The 17,283-nt window shown below is 47.3% G+C and carries 13 protein-coding genes; 7 read left to right on the top strand and 6 right to left on the bottom strand.

Translation table 11 applies throughout. The annotated features are described in order from the left end of the window. Window positions 1-14: 14 nt before the first annotated feature. From AC3WT9_RS05630 to AC3WT9_RS05615, 4 genes are all read left to right on the top strand, one after another. On the top strand, window positions 15-872 hold the full coding sequence (locus AC3WT9_RS05630; protein WP_341378611.1) for a sugar phosphate isomerase/epimerase family protein: 858 nt from the start codon (window positions 15-17) through the stop codon (window positions 870-872). A gap of 41 nt (window positions 873-913) precedes the next feature. Continuing rightward, the gene (locus tag AC3WT9_RS05625) at window positions 914-1,789 is read left to right on the top strand and encodes a sugar phosphate isomerase/epimerase family protein (protein WP_341093151.1); all 876 of its coding nucleotides are present in this window, start codon (window positions 914-916) and stop codon (window positions 1,787-1,789) included. 292 nt (window positions 1,790-2,081) lie between these two features. After that, window positions 2,082-3,122 carry an NAD(P)-dependent alcohol dehydrogenase gene (locus tag AC3WT9_RS05620; protein WP_341378612.1) on the top strand — a complete coding sequence of 347 codons (1,041 nt, stop codon included), beginning with the start codon at window positions 2,082-2,084 and terminating at the stop codon, window positions 3,120-3,122. Between the two features lie 54 nt (window positions 3,123-3,176). Further along, window positions 3,177-3,587 carry a MerR family transcriptional regulator gene (locus AC3WT9_RS05615; RefSeq protein WP_341378613.1) on the top strand — a complete coding sequence of 137 codons (411 nt, stop codon included), beginning with the start codon at window positions 3,177-3,179 and terminating at the stop codon, window positions 3,585-3,587. A 132-nt stretch (window positions 3,588-3,719) separates the two neighbouring features. Here the strand turns inward: AC3WT9_RS05615 and AC3WT9_RS05610 are convergent, their stop codons facing one another. Continuing rightward, window positions 3,720-4,586: a MurR/RpiR family transcriptional regulator gene (locus tag AC3WT9_RS05610; RefSeq protein WP_341378614.1), complete on the bottom strand. Its 867-nt coding sequence runs from the start codon at window positions 4,584-4,586 to the stop codon at window positions 3,720-3,722. A gap of 145 nt (window positions 4,587-4,731) precedes the next feature. Between AC3WT9_RS05610 and AC3WT9_RS05605 the strand changes: the two genes are divergently transcribed. Both AC3WT9_RS05605 and AC3WT9_RS05600 read left to right on the top strand, forming a co-directional pair. Further along, window positions 4,732-5,751 (top strand): Gfo/Idh/MocA family oxidoreductase, encoded by a 1,020-nt coding sequence (locus AC3WT9_RS05605; RefSeq protein WP_341093156.1) that lies wholly within the window; start codon window positions 4,732-4,734, stop codon window positions 5,749-5,751. A 1-nt stretch (window position 5,752) separates the two neighbouring features. Next, a complete protein-coding gene (locus tag AC3WT9_RS05600) occupies window positions 5,753-6,748 on the top strand; it encodes a Gfo/Idh/MocA family protein (protein WP_341093158.1) in 996 nt (331 codons plus the stop codon). A gap of 237 nt (window positions 6,749-6,985) precedes the next feature. On the opposite strand, the gene AC3WT9_RS05595 is transcribed toward AC3WT9_RS05600, so the two are convergent. From AC3WT9_RS05595 to AC3WT9_RS05575, 5 genes are all read right to left on the bottom strand, one after another. Further along, on the bottom strand, window positions 6,986-8,731 hold the full coding sequence (locus AC3WT9_RS05595) for an ABC transporter substrate-binding protein (RefSeq protein ID WP_341093160.1): 1,746 nt from the start codon (window positions 8,729-8,731) through the stop codon (window positions 6,986-6,988). Window positions 8,732-8,807: 76 nt separating this feature from the next. Then, window positions 8,808-9,710 carry a carbohydrate ABC transporter permease gene (locus AC3WT9_RS05590; protein ID WP_341093161.1) on the bottom strand — a complete coding sequence of 301 codons (903 nt, stop codon included), beginning with the start codon at window positions 9,708-9,710 and terminating at the stop codon, window positions 8,808-8,810. Window positions 9,711-9,719: 9 nt separating this feature from the next. Next, window positions 9,720-10,679 (bottom strand): ABC transporter permease, encoded by a 960-nt coding sequence (locus AC3WT9_RS05585; RefSeq protein ID WP_341093163.1) that lies wholly within the window; start codon window positions 10,677-10,679, stop codon window positions 9,720-9,722. 124 nt (window positions 10,680-10,803) lie between these two features. Continuing rightward, window positions 10,804-12,363: a response regulator gene (locus AC3WT9_RS05580; RefSeq protein ID WP_341378616.1), complete on the bottom strand. Its 1,560-nt coding sequence runs from the start codon at window positions 12,361-12,363 to the stop codon at window positions 10,804-10,806. Then, window positions 12,356-14,149 (bottom strand): sensor histidine kinase, encoded by a 1,794-nt coding sequence (locus AC3WT9_RS05575; protein WP_492407469.1) that lies wholly within the window; start codon window positions 14,147-14,149, stop codon window positions 12,356-12,358. Before AC3WT9_RS05575 ends, AC3WT9_RS05580 begins: the two co-directional genes overlap by 8 nt. Before the next feature lie 303 nt (window positions 14,150-14,452). Here AC3WT9_RS05575 and AC3WT9_RS05570 point away from each other — a divergent pair, with 303 nt between their 5' ends. After that, the gene (locus tag AC3WT9_RS05570) at window positions 14,453-17,263 is read left to right on the top strand and encodes a DUF8487 domain-containing protein (protein WP_341378618.1); all 2,811 of its coding nucleotides are present in this window, start codon (window positions 14,453-14,455) and stop codon (window positions 17,261-17,263) included. Window positions 17,264-17,283 lie beyond the last annotated feature (20 nt).

The following is a 17,283-nucleotide window of genomic DNA, read 5'->3' as shown; positions in this document are numbered from 1 at the left end:
AAGAGGGTGAAACCATGAAACTGGGAGTCAGTTCATACAGCTTGGTAAATGAGTTGGAATCGGGTGAAATGGATATTTTGGGTGTAGTTGATTGGATTGCCGACCAAAGCGGCGAGCATATTGAGATTGTACCCATTGGATTCGAATTGACTGGTAATCCTGACTTGGCGGACGTTATTCGGGAAAAGGCAAAGTCACGGAACATAGATGTCTCCAACTATGCCATCGGCGCTAATTTTGAAACAGATTCACAAGAAGCCTTTGAGCTGGAAATCAAGCGGGTAATGGGTGAAGTCGATGTTGCCGCAAGACTGGGTGTAACTCGTATGCGCCATGATGTAGCAAGCAGCAGCGATACTTCGATCGGCAACTTTCATCGTCAATTGGACCGCCTGGCAGAAGCCTGCGGGCGAATTGCCGATTATGCAGCACAGTACGGTATAGTAACCAGCGTGGAGAATCATGGCTATTTTATACAAGCCAGTGACCGGGTACAGGCATTGATTCAGCGGGTGAATCGGACAAATTTCCGTACAACGCTGGATGTGGGCAATTTCATGTGCGTGGATGAGAACTCTGTGGTTGCCGTGAAGAACAATATTGCATATGCTTCTGTGGTGCATGTCAAGGATTTCTATTGGAGACCTTCGTATCAGAATCCCGGGGAGGGCTGGTTCCAAACGGCAAGCGGTAATTATTTAAGAGGTGCAATCGCAGGCCATGGAGATATTGATATGCGTGAAGTGCTTCGTGTGGTTAAAGCGTCAGGATATGACGGATATATTTCACTGGAATTTGAAGGGCTTGAGGAATGTAAACGGGGAACCCGGATAGGTCTTGATAATGTGAGAAGGCTTTGGAACGAAAGTTAATCTGCGATGAGATCAGAACCCAATAAAGAGGAGGCTTAATAATGAATTTGGCAAACCCGATTGGTATAATGGTCGATAGTTTGCGTCTTAACTTGCGGGATGGACTGGCGAAAGCTAAAGAGCTGGGAGCAGATGGTGTACAAATCTATGCAGTTGAAGGTGAGATGGACCCTGAGAATCTGTCCCCGCGAGAGCGAAAGGAATTGAAGAGTTATATCGAATCCCTCGGTCTGAGTATTTCAGCATTGTGTGGTGATCTGGCTGGCCATGGCTTTCAAGATGCAAAGGTAAATTCGGCGAAAATCGAAAAATCGAAGCGTATTCTCGATTTAGCAGTTGATCTGGGAACACAGATTGTTACCACGCATATTGGTATTGTTCCGAATCAGGTGAATGATCCAGTCTATGATACGATGCAGCGTGCGTGTGAAGAGCTTGGTGTCTATGCCAAGAGCTTGGATGCCTATTTTGCAATTGAGACTGGACCGGAAAAATCTGCACATTTGAAGCAATTCCTCAATTCGCTGAGCACGAATGGCGTTTCTGTCAACTTTGACCCTGCCAACATGGTCATGGTAACGGGGGACGATCCTGTTCAAGGGGTGCACAATCTGAAAGATTACATTGTTCATACGCATGTGAAGGATGGCATCCGCCTGCGGGAAGTAGATCCCCGTGAAGTCTATGGAGCGTTAGGCTATGAGCCGATGAGTCACGACCGTATTGCCGAAGATGCTGCATCTGGCGCAAGCTATCGGGAACTGGCTTTAGGGGAAGGCCATGTGGATTTTGATAACTATTTCAAAGCGCTCCAGGATATTGGCTACACCGGGTATTTGACCATTGAACGCGAAGTGGGCGATCAGCCGGAAGCTGATATTGCCAAAGCGATTGATTTTATCCGGCGATATCGTTAAAGAAATAGGGCAGTGTTGAATACAACCAAAAAAGGCGAGTCTCTGAATAATGGAGACTTGCCTCTTTTTGTTGTTCTGCGTTTAGCTTAGGCAACCTAGCCAAGTGAACACACCTTCGGCTAAATCCCAGCCACCGTCAGCCTCTTCATACTCACCAAACCCTAGGGTTATTATACTTTTGGAAAATGGGTGTTGACTTAGAGTTAACTCCAGAGGGTAAACTCCTCTATGTAGCTATAGCAAATTGTTGACCGTTAGAGATATGTACCAGATACTAAGGAGTGAAGAAAACATGTGTAGAATCCATGTACTAAGTGTAGCAAGTGCAAAAGCACCTTTTGAAAAAACAACGATTGAGCGAAGAGAACTGCGGCCCAATGACATTTTAATTGATATTCAATTTTGCGGCATTTGCCATTCCGACATTCACAATGCTTTTGATGAATGGGGCGGCGGAATTTTCCCGATGGTCCCCGGGCATGAAATGGCCGGAGTCGTAACAGCTGTGGGTACTGAAGTCACTACATTTGCTATTGGCGATCGAGTGGGTGTCGGCTGCTTTGTGGACTCCTGTGGAGAATGTGAGTACTGCCTACGTGGTGAGGAGCAGTTTTGTACGAAAGGCGTTGTGAACTCGTACAATTCATATGATTACGATGGTAATGTGACCTATGGCGGATACAGCCAAAAGATCGTGGTCAAAGAAGCGTTCGTTGTCCGCATCCCCGACAGCCTGGCTTTGGATGTGGCAAGCCCGCTATTATGCGCAGGCATCACCACTTACTCTCCTTTGAAAAAGTGGAACGCCGGCCCAGGCAAAAGGGTTGCTATTGTAGGTATGGGAGGTCTTGGTCATCTGGCGGTCCAATACGCACATGCCATGGGTGCTGAAGTAACCGTCCTCAGCCAATCTATGAATAAGAAAAGTGAGTCGCTGGAGCTTGGCGCAGATCAGTATTATGCAACCAGCGATCCCGCAACATTTACTGAGCTGGCAAATCATTTTGACCTCATCTTAAACACAGTATCTTCAAATCTTAATGTCGATGCCTATCTGTCTATGCTTCGGATCGACGGAACGCTTGTAAATGTCGGTGCACCAACCGAGCCTGACAAGTATCAAGTATTCTCACTAATCATGGGCCGCCGCAGCATTGCGGGTTCACTCGTTGGCGGAATTCAGGAAACTCAAGAAATGCTCGATTTCTCTGCAGAGCATGGGATTGCTCCAAAAATCGAGGTCATTTCTGCTAACCAAGTAGACGAAGCCTTCGAACGTGTTGTCCGCAGTGATGTGCGTTATCGTTTTGTCATCGACATGTCTACCTTGTAAGGACGAAGTTTCATGCAATATAATAGTTGATGCAAACCGGGAGGTGAAGCGAGTATGGCGTTGGCCATTAAACAGGTAGCAGAGAAATTTGATGTTTCTCAGGATACACTCCGTTATTATGAACGGATTGGGCTGATTCCTCATGTAAATCGCAACAAAAGCGGCAACAGAGATTATACGGAAGAAGACTGCAAATGGGTTGAGTTTATCATCTGTATGCGACATGCCGGTCTCTCGATAGAAGTATTGATTGAATATGTCGATTTATTTAACCAGGGTGATGAATCCGCCGAGGCCAGAAAAGATCTATTAATCGAAGAGCGCAAGCAGCTCGCCATAAGAATGGAAGTCATGAAAAAAACGCTGGAACGCCTGGATTCTAAGATTTCAAGGTATGAGGAAACTATAGGAAAAAGAGAAAAAACACTAAGAAGATCTACTGAGAAGTTTGATAACGAAATCTAGGATTAAACACCTGTGTACGATCTCTTTAAGGCGTAATAAAAAGCGAACCCGCAGCTACAGTGCTGCTGGTTCGCTTTTGTTGGTTAACTTTTCGCTGCTGCAATGGTCATTATATATCAAGTTTAACGTTATCTATAAGTCATTCATCATTTCATTAACGTAGGTGCTTTTCAACGATTGGACTGTGGATTCCCTGTTTATCGAATAAGAAATTTTATAGATACAGGAGTATATCACGTTCAGGACGTATTCAAATGCTATTTGCGAGGAAAAGGTTCCGATCTTGGCATGTTTTACTTCGTCATTTGGCACTTGAATACAGAGCGTACTGAGTTTTGCCAGTTCACTTTGATTGGTAGCTGTGATAGTGATAAAAGGGATCTGTTCACGTCTGAAGTTCTGAGCGGCTCTTACATAAATCGGTGATTTTCCGTGGTAAGTCAAGAAAATCGCGCAATCCTCTTCCGTCAAATTAACGGTATGATACGCCCATTCGTACAGCTCCGTAGCGATCACTACGTATTTGTTGATTTTAATCATTTTATTCTGAAAACTCTTCGCGCGGATTTGGGAATCGCCCAAGGCATAGATAAAGATCCTTTTGGCTTGGTCCAGCATCCCGGCTGTTTGGGACAGCAAATCATCATCCACGTAGGCAAAGGTTTTGTCGATCGTTTCCTTCATCAATTCAGCAATTTCTTTCGCCACTTGAAGTGGAGATTCCTCATCACTAAACGGATAGTTAGGGTCGACGCTGGAAATGTTCTGGGTATATTGCTGGAATTCCCGGGCAAGTTTAATGATGAACTCTTTAAATCCGGACAGCCCGAGTTTATGGGTTAAGCGACTGACCGCTGAGTGCGACGTATAGGTAGCCTTTGCAAGCTCCTGAATATTTAAATGCAGTATGCTTTCTTTATGCATCAGAATATAGGCAGCGATACTTTTTTCATTTGGTGTAAAGTTATGCATTTCCGATAATTGGGTCAATATCTTCAACTAATTCACTCCTATAAACATTTTGTTCAAAAAGCTACCGGGATCTAACCAAGGAATTGGTGAATTGTACCGTTTTGCCGGCTGATCCTTTACGTTAGACTGAGTTCTTCTATAATAAATGAAAAAGACCTGAGGGGGAATCCATATGCTTACGATCGGTTATATCGGGAATGGCAAAAGCACAAACCGTTATCATCTGCCTTTTTCATTAAACCGGGAAAATTTAAAGGTGAAGGCGATCTACGCCCGTAATCCGGATAAAGGAGAGTGGGAGAAGGCGCAAGGCGTCCTTTACACTGATGAACTTGCAACTTTAATGAACGATGAAGAGATTCAGTTGATCGTGATTTGTACACATATTGATTCGCATTATGCTTATGCCAAAATGGCGCTTGACCACGGGAAGAATGTGCTTGTCGAAAAACCTTTTATGCCAACCAAAGAAGAAGCAGTCTCAATCTTCCAATACGCCAAAGAGAAAAAGCTGGTACTCCAATGTTATCAGAATAGACGTTTCGATTCGGACTTCCTCACGACCAAAAAAGTTATCGAATCAGGCAAACTGGGTGATTTGCTGGAGGTGGAGATGCATTACGATTATTATCGCCCGGAGACCCCGAATTCAGTTAAGTATTACTCCAAAAATAACAGTTATTTATACGGACATGGGGTTCACACCATTGATCAGGTCTTATCCTACTTTGGGGAACCGGAATATATACATTACGATGTTCGTCAACTGCTGGGAACCGGCAGAATGAATGATTACTTTGATCTGGATTTCTATTATTCTACACTCAAGGTATCGGTTAAATCGAGCTTCTTCCGCTTGAAGGCGCGGCCAAGTTTTGTTGTATACGGAAAAAAGGGGGTATTCGTTAAACAAACGCAGGACCGCCAGGAAGAGCACCTGAAATTATTTTATTTGCCCAAGGGACATGCTGATTTTGGCATTGATTTGCCGGAGCATTATGGTACCCTGATTTATCTGGATGATGCAGGCCAATATCATGAAGAAAAGGTCGTCTCTGAGAAGGGCGACTATGCCCGGGTATATGACGATATGTATCAAGCTATCATGCAGGGCAAAGATAAGACAATAAAAGATGAAGAAACGATTGCCGTTATGGAGATCATCGAGAATGGGATAGAGGGGTGCAGCTAGAATGAAATTAGGAATCGTGGGAGCCGGCAATATAGTGATGGAGTTATTAAGTTTTGTTCGTGATATTCCTACTATTTCATTACAGGCCATCTGTTCAAAACCTGACCATCAGGAAAAATTGCTGACCCTGCAAGGCCAATATGGAATCTCTCAGATCTTCTACAATTATGCTGAGATGCTTGGCAGTGATGAAGTGGATACGGTCTATATCGGGCTGCCTAATCATCTGCATTATTCCTATGTGAAAGAAGCTTTACTGAGAGGCAAGCATGTCATCTGTGAGAAGCCGTTCACATCCAATTTGGGTGAATTTCTGGAGTTGAAAGAGATTGCACTTCAGAGTGGATTAATACTGGTAGAAGCCATCACGAATCAATATTTAAAAAACTATCTAAGCATGAAGGAATTTCTGCCCAAGCTGGGTGAGCTTAAAATCGTGGAATGCAATTATTCCCAATATTCATCCCGCTATGATGCCTTCAAAGCAGGAGAGGTGCTGCCCGCGTTTAACCCGGAACTATCCGGGGGAGCGTTGATGGATATCAATATTTATAATATTCATTTGGCAATAGGCCTCTTCGGAAGCCCGGAGAAGGTGGAGTACTTTGCGAACATGGAGCGTGGGATTGATACTTCTGGCATTCTGATGCTTGATTATGGTAAATTCAAATGTGTCTGCATAGGTTCAAAAGACAGCGCAGCTCCTAGTGCAGCTAACATTCAAGGCAATAAAGGATATATCCGCCTGACAGGCTCGACAAACAGTATAGATTGCTTTGATTATGTTCCCAATAAGGAGCAACCCATCCGGGTGGATCGTAAAGATCATCCCCACCGGATGTATGATGAATTCATCGCCTTTGACCGTATGATAAATGAAATGGATATGGAAAAGGTTACGGATAGGCTCGAACATAGCGAGAGAGTCATGCGTGTGATAGAGCTTGCCAAGCTGTCTGCCAATCTTGTGTTTGGACCGGACAGATCAAAGCAATAAATATAAAGAAGGGCCACTGAGAAATTCGGCTTCTTTAATATATTCATCATTAAATTTAGCCACCGAATTTCCATCTGCCATTATGGTGATATTACATCACCTATATCAAAGCTGCAGAGTAAAACACAATTTGATGCACATATAGTTGGATGTAAATCAACTTAATCGAATAGGGGTGACCCACAGCCATAAATGACTGCTTGGGACACCCCCTGCCGTTATCTACACTTAATACCCTTATTTACTGCTCCATAAGGCTACACGGTCTTGAACGAATTTGGTATAGCCTTTTTCCATTTTCTCAACGCCGGCTTTATCCAGTTCAGCCATGTAGGCATCCCAAATTTTATCGAATTCGGCCGGTTTCGCCAGGATGGCCTGGGGAATGCGTTTCCACGTAATATCCCTCATTTTGTTACCCAGAATGGAGACTTCATCCTCGCCCGGAATCGCGATATTCCATGCCGCTCCATAAGCTTTTTCGGTGAATTCTTCTTCTTTCGGGAACAAATCCTTCCAGGTGGTAGCCTTATAAGCGGCTAAGGTTTCTTTTTCGACATCGCTGTAACCCAGTACAAGCTGTTCCGGGAAATTTCTAGTGTAATAGTTGCCGGTTGAGTCCTTGGCGCCATCACCGTAGTGGACCATCATATTCCAGTAGAAGCCGAGCCCGGATTCTTTCGTAAACGCCGTATTGTCGTTGTTAATACGGTCCTGAACTTCTGCAGGAATGACACGTTTGCCGTTCTCCACTACATAATGCTTTCCTTCAATCCCCCAGTTGTTCAGGATTTGTCCTTCATCGGAAGCGAGGTAATCCAGGAACTTAATCGTACGGACCGGATCTGGATTCGTGCTGGAGATCGAGATGCCGTAACCACCCATGAAGCCGGTAGGCCAGAAGCTGGTTTCCTTATATTCTTTCGTAAGCGTTACGGGATAGTGGCCATAGGTCTGATCGAATTTCCCTGCCGTCTTGAGTGCCTGCTGGGCGTCGTTGTAGTCCCAATCCTGGTCAATCAGGCCGAGCACCCGTCCGGTGGCTACTTTAGCTTTGTATTGGTCATACTTCTGGACGAAGCTTTCCTTATCAAGCAGGCCGATGTCATTCATATGGTTCAGCCAGCGGAAGTATTCTTTCTCCTCTGGACGGCGGAAGTGGTAGATGGCCTCATGTGTCTCCTGATCGACGTAATATTCCCCGTCATCCGAGCCGCCTGTCGTGGCAACCGCAGGGTTGGTGACGGAAATATACATATGCCAGTCATCTGCGTTCAGGGAAACCCCAATGTTTTTGTTGCCGTTCTCATCGGTGGGATGCTTCTCCAGATAGGCTTTGATCACATTCTCATAATCAGCAACCGTTCTGATTTCCGGATATCCGGCTTCTTTCACCACGCGGTGCTGCAGTTCGAACCCGCCCCCGGCCACGAATTTCTTCTCATCTACTGCTGCCCAGGTCGGAATGGCATAGATGGACTGGTCTTCATTGGTATACTTGGCCCGGGCGAGGTTATCGCCGAGCACACGTTTGATGTTGGGCGCATATTTATCAATTAATTCGGTCAGATCGATGACCGCTCCGGCGTCGACAAGCTTGCCGATATCCGCTTTAGCGGAAATAATATCCGGATATTCGCCGCCGGCTGCGATCAATGCGATTTTTTGCTGCGGGTCACCGACAGCAAATTCCGCATCGAGGGTAACACCTGTTTTCTCTGTAAGTACTTTACTGACTTCGTCTTTCATATTGTTCCAGTTCGGATTCGGGTCCTCCGCGAAGAAGGAGAGGGTAAGCGGACTTAAATCTTCGGCTTTCGCCGTAGCCTCTGCGGTGGCGCTGCCACCATTTGTAGCCTTAGTGCCTCCGGCATTCTCTGCGGTATTCTTGGTATTGTTCGAGCCGCCGCAGCCAGCCAGCACACTGAGGAGCAAGGTCAAGACCATCAGAATGACGTACGGTTTCGCTGTCTTTCTTGTCATAAATAGAAACCCTCCCTTTTTCTGGTCACAAAATGTATTGTATACACAGGCTAAGCCTGCCGATACCGGAGACGGACTAGCTTTTTACTGAACCCAAAGTCATGCCTTTGACGAAATAGCGCTGCAGAAACGGATAGACGACCAGAATAGGTACAGTGACGACGATCGTGATCGCCATTTTGACCGATTCCGGAGAGATTTGAGCCATAACCTCGGTCATATTGCGGCCGCGGAAATTATCTGCATTGGTCGTCGTGCTCTGGATGACCTTCATCAACTCAAACTGCAGGGTGGTCAGCTCATCCTTGGAACCGTTATAGAGGTAGGTATCTAACCAGGAATTCCACTGGCCGACAGCCAGGAACAGGGCGATGGTTGCCAGCGCCGGTTTGGTTAGCGGGAGAATAACCCGCCAGTAAATCGTAAAGTCGTTAGCCCCGTCCAGCTTGGCGGATTCCTGCAGGGCGTAAGGGAGGCCATCGATGAAGGAACGGATGACGAAGACATTAAATGCACTTACGAGACTGGGCAGGACATAGACACCGAAGGTCCCCATCATATGCAGATTTTTGATCAGGATGTAGATGGGGATCAGTCCGCCCGAGACGTACATAGTAAGCGCCAGAAATGTGGAGACAAATTTGCGGGCCTGAAAGTCTACCCGGCTCAGGGTGAAGGCCAGCATGGAGGCACTGACTAGCCCGAGGATCGTGCCGATGACGGTGCGCAGGATAGAAATTTTAAGTCCGGTCATTAGCCCGGAATAGGCAAAGATCGTCTCATAGTTCTTAAAGGTGAAGACACGGGGGAAAACCGTAATCCCGCCTTTGATACTGTCTGTGGAGTCGTTGAAGGAAATCGCCAGCACATTCAAAAAAGGATACAACGTGGCTATGGTCACCACAGTAATCGCAACATAGACTACCAAATCGAAGATGCGGTCCGACCAAGACGCAGCGGCCATTTTTTTGTTCAGCATAAGGGCCTCCTATATAATGCTTTCCTTCGTTATTTTTTTGAAAATTCCATTGGCCACAAACAGCAGAATCACACTCACCACAGAGTTAAAGATGTTAATAGAAGTACCGAAGGAGAAACGTCCCATGCCCAGTCCATAGTTCAGTGCATATAGATCCAATGTCTGCGAGAAGTCGCGCACCAGATTATTTCCTAGCAGGAACTGCTTCTCGAAACCTATACTGATTAAATGCCCGATTGAAATAATGAGCAGTATAACAATCGTAGTCCGGATGCCGGGCAATGTAATGTTACGCACCTGCTGCAGACGGCTCGCACCATCCACCCTTGCGGCTTCATACAGCTCCGGGCCTATACCCGAAATGGCTGCAAGATAGATAATCGTGTTCCAGCCCGTTTCCTTCCAGACATCCGAAGCCGTGACAATCCCCCAAAAGAAATGGCCTTTGGCCATAAATTGAATAGGTTCACTGATAAGATGAAGGCCCATCAGCAGATCGTTCACCGCACCGTTGTCGGTAGATAGCATCTTGCTGATAATCCCGGCGGCAACTACCCAGGATACGAAGTGGGGAAGATAAGAGACCGTCTGTACGAAGCGTTTCAGAATTTGCAGCCGCATCTCATTCAGAAGGATGGCGAATATGATGGGAATGATGAATCCGGCAAGCAGGCCCATGATACTCATAGCGAGCGTATTGCGCAGCGCATTGAAGAATTGCTCATCCTGGAAAAGCTCTCTAAAGTACTGCAGACCGACCCATTTCTGCTCGAAAAAGGATTTGCCGGGTTTGTATTTTTGAAAGGCCATAGTCCATCCCCATAACGGCAGGTAGTTAAATACAAATGCCCAGAGCACAAACGGGATGGCCATCATATAGAGATATTTCTGCTGTAGAAACGTTGCCCAAAAGCGTGAGGCAGGCTTCTTCGGCTCCAGCTTCATTTTGGTGGTGGTAATCGCTTTCATTTATGTCCCTCCTTCGATATGGCATTATCATAAGCTACAGTAAATCAGGGAAACACCCGAACATTTTATATAAAAAACAGGGGGAAATCAGCTCTTTTCGTAAGCGATTTCTGAAACTTCGTGCTCACACAGAGCTTCCTCTACGGTAGACGGAAGGAGAGATCCCTTCAACTTTTTTGAACTTTTCGCGAAAATAATCCACATCGCTGAATCCGACTTCGCTCGCAGCCTGATGGATTTTCCAGCCCTGATCCAGCAGCTCCTTGGCTTTTTCAATGCGGACCTTGTCCAGATAGCTATTGAAGGAAAGGCCTGTACTGTTTTTGAAAAGCTTGCCCAGATAAGCGCTGCTGTAAGTAAACACATCCGCCAGCGTTTCGAGTTTCAAGTTCTCATTGTAATGGCGGTGAATAAGGTCTAGCAGTCGCTTCATTAAGACGTCCATATCGTCTCGGGTAATTACGCCGGCATACTGCTCCAGCATAGTGGTGATGTAGCGATACAGCTGGGGCAAGGAGGTGTGTTTATAGATTTGCTGGATTTGCTCATCCATCCGGTTGTGCTGCAAAGCCAGCTCACTGTATTGGAGTGAGAGTTTGTTGATCAAATGCGTGACCATTCGTACATAGCGTGATTTCATAGCCATCTCGGAGTAACTGGCGGCGATCATCAGTTCACCGGTTTCCTGGATTAAGGAAGGGAGTACATCGAAGCTGCCGATATCCATGGCGAAATACAGGCGCTCCACCACAGAATCAAGCCTGCATTCCACTTCCTCCGGTCTGACCTTGAGTACTTTCTTCAGCTTTAGGGAATCCGGTCCAATCATACCTGACTCGTCGTAGAAAAAATGCTCCTTCATCCGTACCAGTGCGGATTGGCGGGAGACGGGAAGCTCCTCCAGGGTATCCACCATATCACCCGCTGTGATGATGCATTCAAGCCCATGGGCAGTTACGGCTTGCTGTATATTCTGTACCATTAATTTGCGTACAAGCTCCTTCTGATAAGAGGGCTGCAGGAGAACCCCCAAATAGGAGTCCAGCGAGAAGACAATCCCCCACGCCTGTTCATCAAAGCTTGCTGCAAGTCTGGCTTTTACGGCCGTTGAAGGCCCGTTGTCCGCATTGTCCTGGAGCAGCAGCCGGATCAGGACTACCTGATAGGAATCCCATAGCAGTCCTGCTTCATGGATGGATGCCTCCATTGATGGCAGCATCTGCGGGCTGTTCTCCATCAGCAGGGATTGAACCAGCATTTCACGGCTCCATACCTTGACGGCAGCATGATTCTTGCGATGGGAGCTCCTCGCATCCAGCTCAGCGGACAGTTTTGCCAGATATAACTGCAATTCCAATTCATCTACCGGCTTAAGTAAATAGTTATCAATGCCAAAAGCCAGTGCACGCTTAGCATAGTCGAAATCGGCATAACCGCTGAGGATAATGATGTGCATCTCCGGATCGTTTTCCCGCAGCTCTTTAATAAGCTCCAGACCATCTCTGCCGGGCATCCGGATATCTACAATCATCAGATCAGGACTATAGAGTTCATATTTATACTTGGCTTCTATGGCGTTCGCCGCTGTATCTATAATCTGAAATCCACTGCTCTCCCAGTCCAGCAGAGCAGTAAGTCCTTCACGGATTGCCAGCTCATCATCCACAATCAACACACTATACATAAGAATCGCTCCTCAGGGGGATGGCAAAGCTAATCTGCGTTCCGAATCCGGTTTGACTGGACAGGGTAAGTCCGCATTCCGGGCCGTAGGTTAACTGAAGCCGCAAATGAATATTGCGCATCCCGATATTATTGGTTTCATAGTCATCCTTGTTCTCCAGCATCTGCCGGAGTTCTTGCATCCGTTCTTTGGAAATACCTATGCCATTGTCGGATACCTGCACCTTGAGCTGTTTGTCTTCTATACGGATATCCACCCGGACCATACCGCCGTCAATCCGGTTCTCCAGCCCGTGGATCACACAATTCTCCACCAGGGGCTGAATGATCAGTGGCGGAATCTGAATACTGTGAGCCTTGGGGTCTACTTGAAGCTCATAGGCTAACCTATCATCATAGCGGAATTTCTGAATGATCAGGTAGCAGTTTACGGTCTCCAGCTCGCTTTCCAGGCTGATCATCCCATTGCCGACCTCCAGGTTTTTGCGCATCATTTTCCCGAGCAGCCGCACGACCTGGGATATATCAGACTGGCCCCTGACTAGAGCTTTCATGCGGATGGATTCCAGAGCATTGAACAGAAAATGGGGGTTGATCTGGCTGGCCATCATTTTGAATTTAATCTCATTCTGCTTCAGCTCGATTGCATTCTTTTGCCGGTTGGATTCCTGTACCTCGCTCATGAGGTCGTTAATATTCCGCACCATATGATTGAACTGTCTCGCCAGCTGGCCGATTTCATCTTTACCGTCAATTACCAGCGTAGCACTTAGATTACCGGAAGCGACCTTGGAAATATGTTTGCTTAAGTGCAGCATCCGTCCGGTGAGTACCCGGGAGAAATAATAGATAAGCAGAATAGCCATCAGTAATGCAGAAATAATGACAGCGGAAGCCAGTGAGATAATCCGGTTGGGTTCGCTCACGATACTTTCAACGGAAAAGATGGAGATGATGCGCAGACTGTTCAGGCTTCCCCCTGGATGCCAATCATCAATCAGCATTTTGAAAGGTTTGCCCTCAATCGTTATATCATAGGGACCTTGTCCGGCGATCGCGGCAGATACAGGGCTGAAGTTAATATCATCCAGTGATTTGCCCAGCGTATCTGCACGGTTGGAGGCTACTATATTGTCGTTCTCATCTACTATTATGGTTTCAAAAGTCTCCTGATTCAGGATGGCATTTAGTTCGTCCGTATTCACATTTACAACTAAAACTCCAGCGGTACGCTGCTTCAGAAAATCTACTTTGCGGATCAGACTGAGATAATACCGGCCGTCGCGGTTGTCACGGATATAATTCCAGCAGACCAGGCCTTTCTTGGCGATAGCGGTTTGATACCACTGCTCCTGTGTGACCGTATCATCCGCCTGCAGAAACTCCCAGTTGTCAAGAATCGTGGGGTTATTGATATACAGGCGGATGCTGGAGATCTCTTTGTACAGACGGATAAAATCACGAAAGTCAGGATAGTCCCAATATGCCTTCACAACATCATAGACCGACTCGTACCGGTGGTTGGCAGCTTCCTCCAGCCGGCTGTCATTGGACAGCCGGTAAGCAATGTCGAGCGGGACGCCCAGCATTTCGCCGGTCCGTTTTTTCACCCGGTCCACATTGGCTGTAATTTGCTCCAGAGCATTGTCCATCGCCATATTCCGTAGTTCACTCGTCAGAAATAACCCAACAATCAACACTGGAATTAAGGCGACACAGCCAAAAGACAAGAACAGCTTCGTCCTGAGCCGCAAATTGTTCATTAGAGTGATGATTCGGGCATACACAAAAACAAACACCTCCATTAATAAAATTGATAGCGCTTACAATTAAGTGCATCGTTAAACTATCATCCATTAAATGTAATACAATATGCATTTATTGTCTCGTGAAAGAACTATATAGATTGAATTTGGAAAATTAAAAAGGGGGGAAGTGAAGGAGGAGAAGTTTGGATACTTACGGAGCGACTAAAGAAGCTGAGAAGTAAGATGGGTGAAGCAGGAAACAGCTATGTTCAAGGAGAAAGTAATGGGGAACCAAAGATCAGGAGTAACAACATAGGGTTGCATAGATTACCATGATTAGGAGTGAAAGAGTTGCAGACAAAGATTAGCCTTGAAGGCGAGTGGAAATTGCAATTAGATAAGGAGAAGCAGGGACTGCAGCTGCCTTTTTCTGATTTCATTACCTTGCCGGGAACGACATCACATGCCCGCAAGGGACCGAAGAACGAAGAGGTTCTGGTCAGCGCCCTGACAGATGAGTACCTGTTCGAAGGGTCGGCCTGGTATTCGAAGGAAGTAGTCATTCCAGAAGAACTCGCAGGAAAGACTTGTTTTCTATATTTGGAGCGTACCAGGCTTACGACACTCTGGCTGAACGGTCAAGAGATTGGCAGCCGTGATAGCCTGAACACCGCGCATGTATATGATTTGACAGGGAAGCTTCAGCCTGGCAGTCAGACACTCACTGTCCGGGTCGATAATACCGGTTATCCGACCAAAGGCGGACATATGACTTCGCCGGACACTCAGACCAACTGGAACGGAATCACAGGACGCATCGAGCTTCAGTTCTACGGCAAGTCCTATTTGAGCGGAATTCGGCTCGATCCGAATCTGCCCGAACGTTCTGTCCGAATCACAGGAACACTGGAAGGAACGGCTGTAACAACGATTGCTGTATCAGCTTCCAGTTTTAATAGCCAGACAGCCCATTCAGTGGCTGAGCAGGAATTCACAATCTCGCCGGGGAACTTTACGATCGACTACACGTTAGGTTTGGATGCGCTTCCTTGGAGTGAAACCGCACCCAATCTCTATAACCTTAACATCCTCCTGAAGGATGGAGCAGTCGGAACCGGCGAATTGTATGAGTCGTTCTTCGGCTTGAGGGAGTTCAAGGCGGACGGCGAGAAATTCACGATCAACGGGGAGAAGACTTTTCTCCGCGGTAAACATGACGGGCTGATCTTCCCATTGACCGGATATGCCCCGACTGACGTAGAGGAATGGCTTAGAATCCTGGGGATTTCCAAATCCTATGGTATCAACCATTACCGCTTCCACACTTGCTGTCCGCCGGAAGCGGCCTTTACCGCTGCCGATAGGCTCGGGATCTATATGGAGCCGGAGCTGCCGTTCTGGGGAACGATTACGGAACCATCCGACGAGGGTCATAACCAGGCGGAGCAAGACTATCTGGTCAGTGAAGGATATGAAATTCTGAAAGCGTTCGGCAATCATCCGTCATTCGTGATGATGTCGCTAGGCAATGAGCTGTGGGGCAGCAGAACCAAGATCGATTCCATTCTCAAAGACTATAAAGCATTCGACAATAGACCCCTGTATACTCAAGGCTCGAACAACCACCAATGGGTTCCGGAAATTCTGGAGCATGATGATTTCTTCTGCGGAGTGCGTTTCTCGAAGGATCGTCTGTTCAGAGGCTCTTATGCGATGTGCGACGCACCGCTCGGTCATGTCCAGACTGCGCTGCCGGGTACGATGAAGGATTATGACGACCAGTTCGTTCCACCGTCCCTGCAGGGCAGGGAGATAGCAGAAGCTGGAGGCACTGTCCAAATTCAGTATGGTACCGAAGCCAAGACGGTGCAGGTCGGAGACACATCCGGGGAATGGATTCCGCATATTCCTGTGATCTCGCATGAGATCGGGCAATACGCGACTTATCCGAATTATGAGGAAATCGGCAAATATACAGGAGCGCTCAAAGCTGGGAATTTCAAAATTTTCCAAGAACGGCTGGAAAGCAATGGCCAGGGACATCTCGCGGGCAAATATTTCGCGGCTTCTGGACAGCTGGCGGCTGCTTGTTACAAAGAAGAGCTTGAGGCCGCTTTCCGCACCCGGAGACTTGCTGGCTTCCAGCTGCTGGATCTGCAGGATTTCAGCGGACAGGGTACAGCCTTGGTTGGTATCCTCGATGCCTTTATGGATTCCAAGGGAATGATCACGCCTGAAGATTGGCGCACCTTCTGCAGCGATGCTGTCCTGTTGGCAAGATTCCCGAAATACAACTACGTCTCCGGAGAAGTCTTCAGCGCCAGCGTCGAGCTGAGCTGGTTCCGGCCCGGAACACCAGACTCCCTTGTGCTGCAATGGGAGTTGACCACAGATGGCAGAACGCTGGCCGAAGGCTCAAGTGAAGTTAACATCCCGGCGGGTTTGAATTACATCGATATCTGCCAGCTGGCCATTGATCTTCCTGCCGTCCAGAGGATGACCAAAGCTGTACTTACTCTGAGAATCGCCGGATCAGATATCCGTAAATCCTACGACCTGTGGGTATATCCAGAGAAAAGCAGTTCCGGGCTGGATGGCATCCGCATTTTCGAAGAGCTTTCCGATGAGGCACTTGCGCTGCTGGAGCAAGGTGACAACGTGCTGCTCATGCCGAAACCGGAGTCGCTTCATAACGCTGTTGAAGGCTTCTATTGTACGGATTTCTGGTGCTACCCTATGTTTCGCTCCATCTCTGAGAGCATGAACCGCCCGGTACCTGTTGGTACCCTGGGGCTGCTGATCGACAACAGCCATCCTGTGTTCCGTGATTTCCCGTGTGAACAATATTCCACGTACCCTTGGTGGAGTATCATAGAGAACTCAAAATCAATTATCCTGGACGGAACCGACCGGGAGTGGAGCCCAATTGTGCAGACAATCGACAACTTTGAGCGTAATCATAAGCTGGGGTTCCTCTTTGAGTGCCGAGTAAGGGCGGGCAATCTGCTGGTCTGTGCCCTCGACGCCAGTAAAGCAGGCGAAACGCCGGAAGGAAGACAATTCCTGTCCAGCGTAGCCGGTTATATGGCATCCAGCGAATTCAAACCGCAGTACACAGCAAGCGTATCAGAGCTGCACAAGCTTATTCAATAAGCATCAGGCCCAGTTCAATC

Source organism: Paenibacillus sp. EB106-06-01-XG199 (assembly GCF_058791575.1).
Note: the sequence above shows the minus strand (reverse complement) of the source record. Positions and strands in the feature narration are given on the sequence as shown.

What these genes read in the sequence shown, in the direction of transcription:
- AC3WT9_RS05625 (WP_341093151.1), top strand. Translation starts at nt 914, where the DNA reads ATGAATTTGGCAAACCCGATTGGTATAATGGTCGATAGTTTGCGTCTT.
- AC3WT9_RS05630 (WP_341378611.1), top strand. Translation starts at nt 15, where the DNA reads ATGAAACTGGGAGTCAGTTCATACAGCTTGGTAAATGAGTTGGAATCG.
- AC3WT9_RS05580 (WP_341378616.1), bottom strand. Translation starts at nt 12,363, where the DNA reads ATGTATAGTGTGTTGATTGTGGATGATGAGCTGGCAATCCGTGAAGGA.
- AC3WT9_RS05590 (WP_341093161.1), bottom strand. Translation starts at nt 9,710, where the DNA reads ATGCTGAACAAAAAAATGGCCGCTGCGTCTTGGTCGGACCGCATCTTC.
- AC3WT9_RS05605 (WP_341093156.1), top strand. Translation starts at nt 4,732, where the DNA reads ATGCTTACGATCGGTTATATCGGGAATGGCAAAAGCACAAACCGTTAT.
- AC3WT9_RS05595 (WP_341093160.1), bottom strand. Translation starts at nt 8,731, where the DNA reads ATGACAAGAAAGACAGCGAAACCGTACGTCATTCTGATGGTCTTGACC.
- AC3WT9_RS05615 (WP_341378613.1), top strand. Translation starts at nt 3,177, where the DNA reads ATGGCGTTGGCCATTAAACAGGTAGCAGAGAAATTTGATGTTTCTCAG.
- AC3WT9_RS05600 (WP_341093158.1), top strand. Translation starts at nt 5,753, where the DNA reads ATGAAATTAGGAATCGTGGGAGCCGGCAATATAGTGATGGAGTTATTA.
- AC3WT9_RS05620 (WP_341378612.1), top strand. Translation starts at nt 2,082, where the DNA reads ATGTGTAGAATCCATGTACTAAGTGTAGCAAGTGCAAAAGCACCTTTT.
- AC3WT9_RS05585 (WP_341093163.1), bottom strand. Translation starts at nt 10,679, where the DNA reads ATGAAAGCGATTACCACCACCAAAATGAAGCTGGAGCCGAAGAAGCCT.